Genomic DNA, 14,496 nt, shown 5'->3' with positions numbered 1-14,496 from the left:
GAACTGTGTTCCCCGGAGACGGGGTGTGATCGGCGATGTCGGTCAACCGGCCGCAGGCCGCCACGCCCTGGCGACGGTCAGGCCCGCCGTGACGCCGGATCCTGGCCGTCGTCCTCCCCTGCCGGATGCCGCGCAAGCGCGGTCCAGGAGCGCAGGAGCAGGTCGAAGGCATCGACGACGACATCGTCGGGGATGCCGGCGGGGGCCAGCAGGCGCTGGATGAGCAGGCCGTCCTCCAGGGCGTGGACGATCAGGGCGAGGAACGCGGGGTCCGCCGGCGACTCGACACCGCGGGCGGCGAACGCCTGCTCCAGGCCGGCGGCATGGGCGTCGCGGGCGAGGAGTTCACGTTCGGCGAGCAGCGGTCGCAGCTCCTCGTTCCGCAGCGCGTGCAGGACGAGCTCCATGCGCAGGGCGAGCCATGCGGGCAGGTGCCGGGCGCGTTCGCGGTTCCAGGCCCGGAGTTTGTCGAGGGCGTCGGCGAAGGAGGCGGCGCCCTGGGTGAGGGCGCCGACTTCGTCCAGTTCGCGGCGGGTGCGGTGCTGCAGCAGCTCGGCGACCAGGGCGTTCTTGTCGTCGAAGTTCCCGTAGAAGGCGCCGCGGGTGTAGCCGGCGCGCTCGGCGATCTGCTCGACGGAGGTGCCGTTGACGCCGCGTTCGGTGAACAGCTCGGCGGCGGCGTCCAGCAGGCGGCCGCGGGTCTGCTGTCGGCTCTCTTCGCGGGTCAGGCGCTTGCGTTCGGGTGTCACCACCGCATCCTACGGCGCGCGCCCCGGCCAGATATTCAGTTCTGTATCCAAATACAGGTCTGTATCTTCAATTCGTATCTTCACTGCCTGAACGAAGGGAGAGCCCGATGGGGACAACCACGGAACTGTGGGCGCTGAAGGCGTCGGAGCTGGCGGAGCTGGTGGCTCGGGGAGAGGTGTCGGCAGCGGAGGCCGTAGAGGCGCACCTGGAGCGGATCGCCGCGGTGAACCCGCAGGTGAACGCGGTGACCCGGCTGCTGGAGGACAGCGCCCGGCAGGCGGCGTGGGAGACCGACCGGCGCCGGGCCGCCGGGGAGCGGCTGGGCCCGCTGGCCGGGGTGCCGTTCACGGTGAAGGAGAACATCCACGTCGCCGGATCGGCGACCACGCACGGCGTGCCGTACTTCCGCGACTGGGTCGCGCCGTCGGACGCTCCCCCGGTACGGCGGCTGCGCGCGGCCGGGGCGATTCCGGTCGGCCGCACCAACATGCCCGACCTCGCGATCGCCGGAGTGCACACGGTCAGCCAGCTGTTCGGGGACACCGTCAACCCGTGGGACCCGCGGCGTACTCCCGGCGGCACCAGTGGCGGCGATGCGGTCGCGGTGGCGACCGGCATGGCGCCGCTGGGCCTGGGCAACGACTCCGGCGGGTCGGTGCGCAACCCGGCGACGTTCAACGGCGTCGCGGGGCTGAAACCGAGCTACGGACGGTTCCCGGCCGACCACCGGATGAGCGATCAGGAACCGGTCCTGGGCCACCAGCTCTTCCCCGTGGACGGGCCGCTGGCCCGGTCGGTGGCGGACCTGCGGGCGGCGTACGAGGTGCTGGCGGGCACGGACTGGCAGGACCCGCGGGCGGTCCCGGCACCGCTGTACGGACCACGGCCGGAAGCGCCGGTGCGGGTCGGCGTGGTGTTTGACCCCGGCGGCCGCGGCGACGTCCACCCGGACGTGCGCGCGGCGATCGAGGCGGCGGCCGCCGCCCTGGAGGACGCCGGGCACCCGGTCGAGGAGGTCGAGGTGCCACGGCTGCAGGACGCCCTCGACGGCTACGGCGCGCTCCTGCGCACCGAGTTCACCCTGGCCTGGCCCGTGCTCCGGCGGCTGCTCACCGACGACAGCGCCCGCCATATCGAGCTGGACACCCGACGCCACCCGGCCGTCGGCCTGGAGGAGTACCTGCGGCAGACCGGCGTGCGCCTCGGCGTCCAGCGCGCCTGGGCCCGCTTCTTCGAGGACTTCCCGCTGCTGCTCGGGCCGGTGTCCACGCAGCCGGCACCGGAGCCGGTGGTACCGCGGACCCCGGAGGAGCGCGACGCGATGATGTCGCCGATGCGTCTGCTGACCGCGACGACGTACGTGGGGGTGCCGGCCGTGGCCATACCCGCCGGTCTCGCGGCCGGCCTGCCGCAGGGCGTCCAGGTCGTGGCGGGGATGTACCGCGAGGACCGGTGCCTGGACGCGGCCCAGCGGATCGAGGAACGCCTGGGCGTACTCACCCCGGTGGACCCGCGCGCCCACCGGGCCGACAGACAGGAGAGCTGAGGGCCGCACGGAACCCCAGCTTCCACTCGGATCGTCAACTACCGCCCCTGCGCTGCAATTTGGCCATAAGTGGCTCAGAACCACTGCATTGGCGTCTTTGAGCCACCTTGGCCGACCAATTTCGGATGGCGATCGACGGCCGGCAGCCTAGAATCAGCCACATCGGCCGGTCGCCCGCCTGGCCGTTGCCGTGCACGGGTTCCGGGGGAGAACCACCGGGTGCCGCCGTAATGGCGGCACTCAATGACGTGTGCGGAGAACCACCGCGGGCGGGGTGCGCCGTCATCTCGGCACCTGGGTACGGAAGGACCGGGCCGGCGATCGGCCCGGCACGGGCCGACGCGACCGTCCGCGAACAGCCCCGTGCCCCTTGCTTCATGGAACCACCGGTCCCCACCGGCCTTGATCGGGAGGGACGCCCGTGGCGCGCCGTCGCGATCGCCGACCTGCTGCTTTTCATGAACCGCTGGAGCTTTCTGTGACCTCTCGCCCCGTCATCGCCGTCATAGGCGGTGGTGCCGCCGGAACCGCCTTCCTTGCCGCCTGCGCCCGTGAACTCTCCGCTGACAGCCGGGAGTTCGCCGCGGACATCCATGTCTTCGACCCGACGGACCGGTTCGGGCCGGGCGTCGCCTACGCACGGGACACCCACGCCGCCCTGTTAAACCGTCCGCTGTCGGCGATGTCCGTGGACTACAACGACCCGGGCCAGTTCCGCCGCTGGCTCAATCGCTCCGCGGAGCAGCTGCGTTCCACCGCCATCCCCCTGGACTGGAAGGCCGCCTCGGCCTTCGCTCCCCGCGCCGCCTTCGGCCACTACCTGGAGGGGGTCTTCGCCGGGGCGTGCGACGATCTCGAACACCTCGGCGCCCGGGTGACGACCGTACGCAGCTCGGTCACGGAGATCGCCGAGGTCACCGAGGGCGCCGGGGCCACGGGGACCGGCGGGGCCGCCGAAGGCCCGGACGCCTACACCATCACCACCGCGGACGGCATGACCTTCACCGCCGACAGCGTGATCCTGGCAGTCGGCACGCTGCCTCCCGTCGACGTTTTCGGCCTGGCCGGCGCACCAGGTTTCATCGCCCAGCCCTATCCGCTGGCACCGTCGCTGGCCTGCGTGGATCCCGCGGACCGGGTGCTGGTCCTGGGCACCGGGCTGACGGCCGTCGACAGCGCGCTCGTGCTCACCGAGCAGGGCGTCGGGGTCACCCTGGCCTCCCGCTCCGGCTTCGTACCGGATGTGAGGTCCAGTCCGGTATCGCGCTGGGACGATCCGGAACACTCCTTCGGCGGCCTGGAACTCGCCGCCCGGGGCGCCGTGACGCTCCGGGACATCTACGCCCTCATCGATTCCTCGCTCCGGGAGCACGGCACCAGCCTGCGAGACGCGGTGCGCCCGTACGCGGAACGGTGGCCCGCGGCGGAGCTGCTGCGGTCGCGGCTGGCCGACCCCGGCCCCGCCGGCCTGCTCCAGCGCTGCGTCACCGCACTCACCCCGGCGTACTCCGCGCTCTGGCGGGCACTGCCCGCCGGGGAGCAACGGGCCTTCCTGCGACGCCACCACCGTGCCTTCGCCTGCCTGCGCAACCCCATGCCGCCGGTGAACGCGCGCAAGCTGGTCGCTCTCGCCGAGGCAGGGGACGTCAGCTTCCGGCGCGGTGTCACCGCGGTGCGCAGGGAACCGGGCGGCGGCTTCACGGCCGCGTTCGCCGACGGCTCCACCGAGCGCTACGACCGGGTCGTCAACGCCGTCGGCCGGACCAACGACCTCACCGCCGCCCCCGAAGGCTCCCTGCTGCGGGACCTCGCGCGCCGCTCCCTGGTGGCCGCGCACCCGGCAGGGGGCATCCAAGTGGAACCGGAGAGCAACCGTGCGCTCCGTCCGGACGGCACCCCCCGGCCGGGCTTCCATGTGGTCGGCGACCTGGCCTCGGGCGTCCACTTCCATTCCAGCTCCATGGAGTACGTCGCCCGGCAGGCGGCGCGGGTCGCCCGGTACAGCGTCGACGAGCACGACCGGTACGCCCTGCAGGCGGTCTGATGACCGACATCCGCCTCTCCCGGGGGCTCACCCTGTGCCTGATGTCCCTGGTGTGTGTGCCCCAACTCGCCCTCGCCGCCTTCGTTCCGGCCATCCCGCAGATCGGGGCCCACTTCGGCGCGGGCGAGTCGGACCTCAGCCGCTCGATGGTCGGCTACATGGCGGCGTACGCCATCTCCATGCTGGTCACCGGCCAGTTGGCCGACCGGTACGGAGCGAAGCGGACCCAGCTGGCGGGCCTCGCCCTGTTCGCGGGCGCCTCCGCACTCTGCCTGCTGGCCCCGAACGTCGCCGTCTTCATCGCCGGCCGGGTACTCCAGGCCCTGGGCGCCGGCGCGGGCACGGTCATCGCCCGGCTCTGGGTGCAGAAGGACCTGCCGCAACGGGAACGGCTCAATGTGCTCACCGCGCTCACGACAGTGATCGCGGTGACCCCCGCCGTCTCACCGCCGCTCGCGGGCCTTCTGGTGCAGTACGCCTCGTGGCGCATGCTGTTCGTCTGTATGACGGCGGTCGGCATCGGCACCCTCGTGGGCGCGGTGTTCCTGCTGCCCTCCGACAAGCCGCGCAACGGACTGCAGCCGGCAGCCGGACGGCAGACGACGGGGCCGGGAACGGGACCGTCATCGGGAACGGGAACGGGAACGGGACCAGGAACGGGAACGGGAACGGGACCGGAAGCGGGACCAGCAGCGGCACCCGCACCCGCACCCGCACCCTCACCGGAACCCCCGCCCCGCACCTCTCCCGAAGGCCCCCTCACCGCCTACCGGCGCATCCTCGGCAACCGGGACTTCTCCGTGTTCGCCACCGCCATCAGCCTCGCCTGGTGCGCGTACTTCACCTTCACCACCTACTCCAGCCACGCCATCCAGGTAGGCCTCGGCGCCTCCCCCGTCGAGTACGGGGCCCTGTACACGCTGGTGATCGCCGGTTACGTGACGGGAAGCAGCGTGGCCAAGCGCCTGGGCCGGGTGCGCTCCCTGGAGCTGGTCGCCCGGCTCGCCTCCTCGGTCGCGGCGGCCGCGGCGCTCGTGATGTCCGTCAGCGTGCGGATCTGGCCGGACGAGCCGTTGAGCCTGGTCGTCCCCATGGCGTTCTGCATGGTGGGAGTCGGGGCGATGTTCCCGACCTGCCAGGCCGGAATGATGCGCTACGACGGACAGCACGCAGGCGCCGCCTCCGGCTTGTTCTTCGCACTGCAGATGGCTTCCGGCGCCGCCTACACCGGAGTGACCGGACTGGGCGGTGACCCGGAGTTCCCAGGACTCGCGGTGGCCATCGCCCTGCCCGCGCTCGCCCTGCTGCTGGTCTGCGCCGTCCTGATGCACTCCGCCGCGGAACGGTCACCGCAAGGACCGGCGGACGCGCCGCGCCCGGCGCCCGAACGACAGCCGGGCACGGAACCCGAACGGCCCGCCGTACAGCCGGAGCCCTCCACGACGGCGGCACCCCACCACGAGAAACACGGTTCCTGACCGGCGCCACGCGTCAACGAAGGCCGGCCCCGGACACATCCGCGCGGCTCATGGAGCACCCGACCACGCCACCTCGCGTCGTGGCCGGGTGCTCCCACGACGCTCCTCCGTTCCCGGTCGCCACGCACACGAGCCTGCCACCCGTCCCTGCATCCGGGAATGAATCCGGGACCCACCGACCCGGTCTCAAGGCCGCCGAACCCGCCCTCGCCACCATGCGCCGGATCATGCGCGAAGACCTGAGCGTGGCCGACTGACACCAGTTCGCTCCGGCACGTCCATTTCACCCAGCAGACTCGGTATGGAGTGGCAGGGCACGTGGTTGGCACCTCGACGACTCCGAAGTGCACCGGCCGTAAGGGCGCCGACACCACCTTTAATTGGCGTGAAGTTGCGAGTCGATCGACGTACATGTGCTGCGCGGGAGAGGCTTTTTGTAACACAGTGGGCGGAGGAAGCATCAAGCTTCACTGTGAGTGCTGTTGATCTTATACACGCCAGGATAAGGGACCCAACGCTCCTGGAGGGCGCATGCGCAGGGCGCCCGCAGATTATGTTCTGACTGGAGCTCGCGTCCGCCTCGGTCGGGGGCACTGGGCTAGAGCAGTAGCTGTCCGCGGAGGAAGAATTGCTGCAATTGGACGCGATTTTTCCAGCATCCGCGACCTGATCGGACCTCATACGCGGGTAATTGAGTCATCGGGAGGGCTGGTTGTCCCGGGCTTCCAAGACAGTCACGTGCACGCACCCTTCGCGGGTCTTGATAGACGACGTCTTTCTCTTCATGGCATTAAGGGGCGATCCGCCTACCTTGAGGAGATCGCCACCTACGCCCAGCGTCATCGGGCCAATTCGTGGATCGTTGGCGGTGGTTGGGTGGCAGAACACTTCCCCGATGGTTGTCCACGAAAGGAGGACCTGGACACCGTCGTACCTGACCGGCCAGTGTTTCTATTCAACGGAGATTTGCACGGAGCATGGCTCAACTCTCGGGCGCTTGAGGTGGCCGGCATCACGAAGAACACCCCGGACCCTGTCGACGGTCGCATCGAACGTGACTCCGTTACCGGAGATCCATTGGGGACCTTGCAGGAAGGCGCAGCATACTGGGTCAACGACTATTTTATTCCGCAGCCACAACAAGAGGAGTGGGAAGCGGCAATTCTGAATGCTCAGCGTTACCTGCACTCTCTCGGTGTCACAGGCTGGCAGGATGCCTGGGTCACTCCCGCTACCCAAACCGCCTACGAGTCACTCACTACGCAAGGGCGACTGACAGCCCGAGTCGTCGGCGCACTATGGTGGGACAGGAACCGGGAAATGGAACAACTCCCTGAACTGTTGGAGCGCAGGGAACATGGGCTCGCCGTGGTCTCGCCCATGGCGCACTTGGGCTCGGGATTTTTCCCCACGTCAGTGAAGATTATGACGGACGGTGTGCTGGAGAACTTCACTGGAGCTTTGTTGGAGCCGTATTGCGACGGGTGTGGTGGTGATAGTGACCGGCAGGGCGTCACGTATCTGGATCGAGACCTCTTGGCCTGCGCCGTCACCGAGCTCGATACTCAAGGGTTTCAGGTCCACTTTCACGCGATTGGAGATCGCGCCGTACGAGAAAGCCTCGATGCGATTTCCCGCGCTCGCTCCTCCAACGGCAAGAATGATCGACGCCACCACATTGCCCACGTACAAGTCGTCCAGCCGGACGACATCGCACGCTTCAACGAATTGGAAGTTGTAGCAAATTGTCAAGCGTTCTGGGCGCAGAGCGCGAGCGAAAGAGACGATCTAACAATCCCCTTCCTTGGAGCGGAGCGGGCTAGGTTGCAATTTCCGTTTGCTGCGTTGCTTGCGTCAGGAACTCAACTGGCCATGGGGAGCGACTGGGCAGTGACCACAGCTGACCCTCTCGAGCAACTTGAGGTGGCTGTCACCAGAATCTCACCCCAGGACCGTGACCACTCCCCATTTCTCCCTGAACAACGCATAAACCTGGATGACGCCCTGGACGCATTCACTATCGGTTCCGCGTACGTCAATCACGACGACCAGGGCGGCCACATTGCGGTGGGAAGCCGCGCCGACCTTGTTCTACTGGACACCGATATTTTCGCCCCGGGGTTCATTACGGACCATTCGGCACCCATTTCAGATGCACGTGTGCAACTCACAGTGGCTGGCGGCTCAGTAGTCTACGATGCCGAAAGCTAGCGAATCAAACCCGCGGCATAGTGGCTGGCGGAGGCGGCTCCGAAAGATGTGGCGTCAAAGTCGGCCACCATGACGGGTGATCGAACACAACCTGCCGTAAGGCAGGAGATGTCGCGAACATTCCAGCTACATAATAATCCCAGCAATCATACTCGCTTGTCCCCGGAGCCAGTGATTTGATCATGAGGCCATAGTCCAGAGCGTCGGCGAACATGTGAGCCAGAGTCAGGACCTGTTCCCTCTCATCTCCAGGCTCCGGCACAGCAGCACCATGAAAGAAGTACTGATTCAGCTGGGGGTGCTGAAAGATGAGCGTACCGACATTGTGGAGCCTTTCAACGCTGTTATAGATGGCCGATGCGGCTGCGATTCCATTGGTGATAACCGTTTGCCGCGTCAGTTGGCGAATTTGCCAGGCAGAAAACAGAATCGAGAATACTGCCGCTGCAGAAGCTATGATGCCGAAGATCAGAGTGCTCAAGGCTCCCCCTCGTGACACGAAACCCCTGTGGGGCATTCCCTGATCCGCGGACTTGAATCCCCGTTTGCGCCATCAGCACGGACAGGTCAATTCACTCCTGCATCAAACAATGCAGGAGCACCTAGGCCCCCGAACACACCCGCCGTCTGATCACCGCGCGCAAAACCCTGGACCCGCTCTCCCCGGACCGTCGCCTCTGGGCCTGGGCCCGGCCGCCCCGTCGAGCCTCGTAACCTGAACCCCTCCTTCTCCCGGCTCACCGCCTCGGCGGGCCTTTGCACCATCCGTCTCCACGACGCCCGGCGCGGCTGCGCCACCCTGCTCACCGCGGCCGTCGTCGCTCCCGGCGTGCTGATGGAGATCCTTGGCCACAGCCAGACCAGCATGGCCATGGACGTCTAAACCCACGTCGCCCAGGACACCCAACGGGAAGCGATCAGCCACATGGACCGGCTGCTGAAGCGGCGGCTCGACCGAGACTGATCACGGCTGTGGGGCGATCCGACCGCCCCGTTGATGTCACCCGTAGATGCCAGAAGCCCCAGGCCATCCACCGGCCCGGGGCTTCCTCCCTGTTCAAGCTCAGAGCCCCCTGTCGGATTCGAACCGACGACCTTCGCTTTACAAGTGGGGTCGAATACCTGATCGGGGGTGCTGGTGTCTGCCGGGTGGTGCTGTTCTTGCAGGTCAGCACCACCCGGTCTGACGCTGGGTCCGGCTTTCGGGGCCTCATGTTTCGCCGTCCGCTCACGCATCGCTCACGCACCGGACAGCTTTCGGTGCGGCGGGATTTGAAATGGCAACCTCTTCGTCCCGAATGAGGTTCGAGGAGGGGCCTGACCGGGACTGGTCAGTATTTGTCCTGGTCAGACGGCTGGTGTGGTGTGGTGGTGATGGGGTTCAGTGGGCGTCCGGAGGAAGATCATCTCCCAAGGGGGCACGGGCACTGTGTTCCGCGCAGGTCTCGGCAACGGTTGCTGCCGCGAGTTCGCAGATGGCGCCGACTGATGCGGCGGGGGGCCCGCCACATCGGGTCAGGTCGTGGTGGCGGGCCACGTAACGCTGGCTGCGGCCATGACGGCTCGGTCATCTCCGTGGGTCCTCCGGGAGATGGCCGTACAGGCGGTACCCCATCTCGTCGGGGTGCCGTGTGACGCGAGCCAGTCGCCAGGCTGCCTCGTACGACATACGGCCGTGGTTCTGGGCACGGAGGCGCACCGCCAGCACGCTGGTGACCGGATCGAGGAGCCAGCGCAGGAGCGTCACCTTCACTGGAACTCGCCGGCGATGGCGGTGAGGGCACGGGCGGCGTCCTCGTCACCGAATGCCTTGACGGTGCCGGCGAGCAGGGTCAGGAGTTCCTTGCAGCCTTCGGGGGTCAGCTTGCTGACGAAATCGTGGAGCACCTGAGCAACAACGACCCACCGCTGTCCGGGTTGCCACTGTCTGACGGTGCGGACCAGTTCTTCGAGATCCGTACCGGTCGGTGGCCCGCCTAGACGCGGCCAGTTCTCGGCCGCGCTTTCCAGGGCTGTGTAGAGCCGGGCGGTGGCGGGGTTGGCGAGGATGTGCTCCTGGAGGAACTCCTCGCGTGCCCGGGCCTGGCGACGTGCCAGCTCGTCCAGTTCGAGTTCGCGGCGCAGCAGCTCTTCCTGACGATGGTGCTTCTGCCACAGCTGTTCCGTGGCGAGCGCGGCCAGCCGGGTTGGTTCGTCCACATCGATGCTCACGGTGGCGTCCACGACGATCACGCCTTCGCCACCGATCGGCAGGGCCTTGGTGAGCGCGGATCCGATGTCTTGCTCGGCGGCATCCGGGCGGAGGACATCGCATTTGGCTGCCGCCTTGTCGATCACTACCCTGACGAGTCTCCCGGCAGCTCGCGGATCCGCAGGAACGTCGGTGTCGTCACGGCGCCGCCATGCTGCCCGGACGTCCACGCAGAAGCAGAGCGTCGGGTCCGTGCTGCGTGGCCGGTCGGAGAAGGCGGAGACCCATGTGGTGGCACCCAGCTCGGAGGCGTCATCGGGGACGGGGCGGCGCTTCATGCGGCTTCGGACTCCTCCGTCTCGTCAGCTTCGGAGGCTTCCGTCAGTAGGCGCTTCTGGACCTTGGCGAGGTCGGCGTCGAGGAGGGAGGAGAGCTCCTGTTTCAGGTGCGACCGGTCGGGTGAGTATGGGCGGTTCTCACTCTGGACCCAGACCTGGGAGCAGGTGCGGAGGGCTTCGCGCAGGATCGGGCCTTCAGGACCGCGAACGTCCACGGCCCGGCGGAGGGTGTCGAGGATGAGTGATCGCAGCGGCGGCTGTTTGAGGGCCGCGTCGAGCCACAGGTAGATGGCGTGGTCGAGTTCGCGATCTCCTGCCGGTCCAGTCGCTTGACGCAGGAGGGTGCGCCATCCGGTGACCAGGCCGGCGACGGGCGGGCGGAATTCCTCGTCCTCGTCGCTGTCCGGTGTCGTGTCGTTGTGCAGAACTAGCGGCACTCGGTCGGCCTTGGACGCGGGAGACGCGGCGAGAGCCGCGAACGTGCGCTGGCCCACGGTGTCCATGATCTTCTCGTCGCCGCACCAGTCGACGACGTACCCGAAGAGGGTCTTCCGGACGGACGTGTCCGCCCATAGCACCTGGATCGCCTCGCGCAGGCTGCCCACAACCTCCTCAAGTCCGATGTTCGCCACACGCTTCAGGCGGCGTAGCGCCTTTCCGGTGTGCCGACGTCCGAACTGCCCGGTGCAGACCTCGACGACCGCCTGCTGGAGGGAGGGCTCTTTGCGTTTGGCCCAGGACAGCAACAGCGTGTGGACGTATGGCGCGCTCGCGGCGTGGATCGCCGCGTTGTCGAACAACTCCACGGCCAGAGGCCACAGTTCTCTGTCCGTGCCGTGGGAGTACCACGCCTTGACGATCTCCTCCAATGGTTCCTGCCTGCGATGACGCACGGCCCAGCGCAGCGCGAACTCACCGATGCGGCCCGCCAGGGCACGGCGGGCGTCCTTGGTGATGGTTTCCAGGGCTTCCTTGTTCGTCCCCGTGTCGTCGATGGGTACCTGCGCGAGCCACTTCAAGAAGGACGTACGAGACAGAGGGCGGTCGTTCCAGAAGTACTCGATCGCGGCGTCGTCCCAGTGCGGGCGGTCGAAGCGAAGGGTGCCGTCCTCCTCGCGCCGCGCCTTGATCGCCTTGGTCATGGCGATCACGCCCGGGGCTTGCTGCCCGTGGATGGGAACGGAGTCCTTCTTCTTGTCTAGCGTGTCGGTCAACTCCGCGGCCTTGGCGTACACATGCCCCACTGGGTCGCCGCGCAGGACGGCCGCGGCCAGGAGGAAGTTCCGTTCGAAGCTGGTCCGGAAGTGGTCCTCCGGTTCGTGCCACTCGTAGAGCGCGTCCTCCCAGTTGCTCAGGACGGCCACGACGTTGGCGATCTGTGCGTCGAGGGAGAGGGGCCGCTCGGCGGAAGTCAGCTGTGTCGACTCCCGGGCTAAGTCCAAGGGGACGTCGGCAGCGTGACGCTCGGCCTTTCGGTGCTCATCGAGCATGAGAGAAGTGACGTTCAGGATGTCCGTGGGCGTCATGCCGTCGATGAGTCGGCGTATACCGGTGTTGCGGAGCCAGGTACTGACGGGGAACGACGGCTCCTGCGCGAGCAGCCAGCGGGTGGCGATGTCGTGCGGGCGGATCTTGCCCAGGTCCGGGGCTACGCCTGGCGGTGCGCCGTGGCTGATGCGCTGCCACTGTTCCGGGCGGGTGAGGACGATGAGCCGGTTGTCCCGCCGGGTCAGCCGCTCGCCGAGCTTGCCCAGACCGGAACCGAAGGTGTCGGCGACCTGGAAGCCGTCCTCGTCCGGCGGCAGTTCGAGCAGGAAGCCGCATCCGTGGTCGTGAGGTAGGCGTCGTGCGGGGAAGTGCTGGGAACCGCCGAAGGAGAGTGGTCGCACTTCTGTGATCAGACCTTCTTCCACGAGCTGGTCGAGAAGGGCGTAGGCGGTCGTGGTCCTGCTGCTGTTCGGCGGACGATTGATGACCAGCACGGACCCCGAGGGCCGGAGGGACGCCAGTGCCTGCGCGAACGGGCTGCGGCTCCGGTCCGCGCCTTCGAAGTGGGGCTCGGCATAGACCTTGCGGATCACCGCCAAGTACTCGGAGTCGATGGGCGCGTCGGCGTCCAAGGTCTGCTCGAACACGTACTTCGTGCCGATCATCTCGCCCAGATTGATCAACGCACGCTGTAGCGTGGCCGCTTGCCCGACCGCCTCGATCGCCTCGGGGGACGGTGATGCCGTCCTGCCCCGCTCGGCTTCTTGCTGGGCCAATGGCTCCGGGCTGCTCCGTGGGGCGGCAGGGGGAGGTGGATACGGCGAGAGTCCGGAGACGGACTGTGCGCTCGGCGCCGTCACCGCGGCCGCGCGGAAGTCGGTTGATGGCTCGGTATTGGCCACTGAGCCCGTCGCGTGTAAGCCAGCCGAACTGCCGTATTGTTCGGCGAGGGTGGTTTCTTCTTGATCTGTGTACCGGTCAAGCAGTGGTGGACGCACGCGCGAATCTTCGGTAGCGCTGTGCGGCACTCCAGTAGCCGGAGCGGGCTGCTGGGCAACGCCCGGTTCGTCGTCGAAAGCCATCGGTCGCGTCGCCTCTCAGCCGATGGTTCCGTCGATCTCGGTGCCTACTTGTTCCGCCGACGCCTCGATGACCTTCGCGGACTGGTCCACGCGCACGCGGCCCTGTTGGGAAATGCCTTGCGCGCGTACGCCGACCTGGTGACCGGCGAGGCGGTCCGTGCGTTGTGTGACGGAGACACCCGGGCGGGCAGGCCGCTCTTCCTCGTCACCAAAGGGCAGCTGCCGCCCATAGATCTCCTCCAAGTCCAGGCGCAGCCCACCCAAGAGCTCCCTGAGCTCGGGGTCGCCTCCCTGTAGCAGCGCAGGACGCGTCAGATACACCTGGAGTGCTCCGCGGGCTTCGGTGATGCGCTCGATGCGCGCGGCGGACAGTTCAGCTGGGTGGACGGTAAACAGCCCGCTTCGCCCTTCCACCTCTTCCGGTTCCTCTAGGGGAACTCGGCCCGAGCGTCGATCGAGGACCGCCCCGGCCCGATCGAATAGGAATTTGACCGCCTCGGTGAGCGCGGTGCCGACGAGCATCGGAAACGTCAGTGGATCCATGGCTGTATACCCTCCCCGTTGATTGCGCATCCCGCGGCCTACCTGCGGGCACAAAACCCGACTGACGGTACGTTCGCTGTCACTCAGAGAGAAGAGTTGTTCCGGTCGCCGGAGATGCCGTCTGGAATGCCCCTGTCGTTCATGTGTGCGATGCCCTTGACGTGGGCGCCGTCCCGCGGTGCCCATTCCATACGCATATGGCAGGCGAACTTCCGGCTGGAATCATGCGGAATCGCCCGTGTGCGATCTTGCTGGCGTGGCCGAAATGCGGCAGAGGGGGCGCACGACTCTTCCGTGCCCGGAACGGAGGGCGCTTTCGCGACATCGGCATCGACGCGGGGTCGGGCGTGAGCGCAAGCGGAGCAGGCCATACATGGTGCCCGCGCTGCGTCTAGGTCAAGCTGGAGCTGACACGCGCCTTCTATCACGACAGCCGATTCCGTGGGCTGCCCCGGGAAGGCTGCTACGCCTACTGTCTCGACCCTGCCCGCTTCATGGCTGGCCCTTCGCTCAACGTCCGCTCCCACCCCCGGTGGCTTGACGAGCGCCAGGCGGTGCGCCAAGCGGGGGCGCAGCATGGTCATCGACCGACACGGTTCGCTCGCGCCAAGGACAGCCGCCGGCGCGCCGTAGCCATCATGGCGATGCGCGTGGCGGTCGTCGTATCGGAACGCCGCGGCGGTGGCAGCATCCAGTTCCGCAGAGGCTTCCCGAGCAGGCTTCTGTTTGCGAAGTTCGACCAAGCCCGCGTCAAGTGGCCCGGTTGGCCCTGGCCCCTCGGATCTTCACGACGTTGAACCTCTGATCTCCATCAAACCAGTCCGC

The 14,496-nt window shown here is 67.5% G+C and carries 10 protein-coding genes and 1 pseudogene; 5 read left to right on the top strand and 6 right to left on the bottom strand.

All coding sequences use genetic code 11. The features are described 5' to 3' along the window. Nucleotides 1-77: 77 nt before the first annotated feature. Nucleotides 78-749, bottom strand: a complete 672-nt coding sequence (locus CFW40_RS21085; RefSeq protein WP_176956427.1) for a TetR/AcrR family transcriptional regulator — start codon at nt 747-749, stop codon at nt 78-80. 107 nt (nt 750-856) lie between these two features. On the opposite strand from CFW40_RS21085, the gene CFW40_RS21080 reads away from it, so the two are divergent. The 4 genes from CFW40_RS21080 to CFW40_RS21065 all read left to right on the top strand — a co-directional run bounded on the left by CFW40_RS21080 (nt 857) and on the right by CFW40_RS21065 (nt 8,029). Next, nucleotides 857-2,296 (top strand): amidase, encoded by a 1,440-nt coding sequence (locus tag CFW40_RS21080; RefSeq protein WP_088799349.1) that lies wholly within the window; start codon nt 857-859, stop codon nt 2,294-2,296. A gap of 478 nt (nt 2,297-2,774) precedes the next feature. Then, entirely contained in the window at nt 2,775-4,340 is a 1,566-nt protein-coding gene (locus tag CFW40_RS21075) for an FAD/NAD(P)-binding protein (protein ID WP_176956428.1), read from the top strand. After that, on the top strand, nt 4,340-5,818 hold the full coding sequence (locus CFW40_RS21070; protein ID WP_088799347.1) for an MFS transporter: 1,479 nt from the start codon (nt 4,340-4,342) through the stop codon (nt 5,816-5,818). Before CFW40_RS21075 ends, CFW40_RS21070 begins: the two co-directional genes overlap by 1 nt. Nucleotides 5,819-6,349: 531 nt before the next feature. Then, a complete protein-coding gene (locus CFW40_RS21065) occupies nt 6,350-8,029 on the top strand; it encodes an amidohydrolase (RefSeq protein WP_088799346.1) in 1,680 nt (559 codons plus the stop codon). Between the two features lie 4 nt (nt 8,030-8,033). On the opposite strand, the gene CFW40_RS36715 is transcribed toward CFW40_RS21065, so the two are convergent. Then, nucleotides 8,034-8,510 (bottom strand): hypothetical protein, encoded by a 477-nt coding sequence (locus CFW40_RS36715; RefSeq protein WP_143034547.1) that lies wholly within the window; start codon nt 8,508-8,510, stop codon nt 8,034-8,036. A 210-nt stretch (nt 8,511-8,720) separates the two neighbouring features. Here CFW40_RS36715 and CFW40_RS21060 point away from each other — a divergent pair. Next, nucleotides 8,721-8,993, top strand: a pseudogene (locus tag CFW40_RS21060) (tyrosine-type recombinase/integrase); the annotation flags it as partial. A 603-nt stretch (nt 8,994-9,596) separates the two neighbouring features. Here the strand turns inward: CFW40_RS21060 and CFW40_RS21055 are convergent. From CFW40_RS21055 to CFW40_RS21040, 4 genes are all read right to left on the bottom strand, one after another. Beyond that, nucleotides 9,597-9,782, bottom strand: coding sequence for a hypothetical protein (locus CFW40_RS21055; RefSeq protein WP_088799345.1), 186 nt, complete (start codon nt 9,780-9,782; stop codon nt 9,597-9,599). Beyond that, entirely contained in the window at nt 9,779-10,558 is a 780-nt protein-coding gene (locus CFW40_RS21050) for a hypothetical protein (RefSeq protein WP_088799344.1), read from the bottom strand. Before CFW40_RS21050 ends, CFW40_RS21055 begins: the two co-directional genes overlap by 4 nt. Then, a complete protein-coding gene (locus CFW40_RS21045) occupies nt 10,555-12,711 on the bottom strand; it encodes a hypothetical protein (protein ID WP_256331352.1) in 2,157 nt (718 codons plus the stop codon). The genes CFW40_RS21050 and CFW40_RS21045 overlap by 4 nt, the downstream gene beginning before the upstream one ends. A gap of 432 nt (nt 12,712-13,143) precedes the next feature. Continuing rightward, entirely contained in the window at nt 13,144-13,671 is a 528-nt protein-coding gene (locus tag CFW40_RS21040; RefSeq protein WP_088799343.1) for a hypothetical protein, read from the bottom strand. Between the last annotated feature and the right edge of the window lie 825 nt (nt 13,672-14,496).

It is taken from the genome of Streptomyces sp. 2114.4 (assembly GCF_900187385.1).
In the GTDB taxonomy this organism is placed as follows: domain Bacteria; phylum Actinomycetota; class Actinomycetes; order Streptomycetales; family Streptomycetaceae; genus Streptomyces; species Streptomyces mooreae.
The sequence above is the reverse complement of the archived record's forward strand: the minus strand, read 5'-3'. Positions and strand labels throughout refer to the sequence as shown.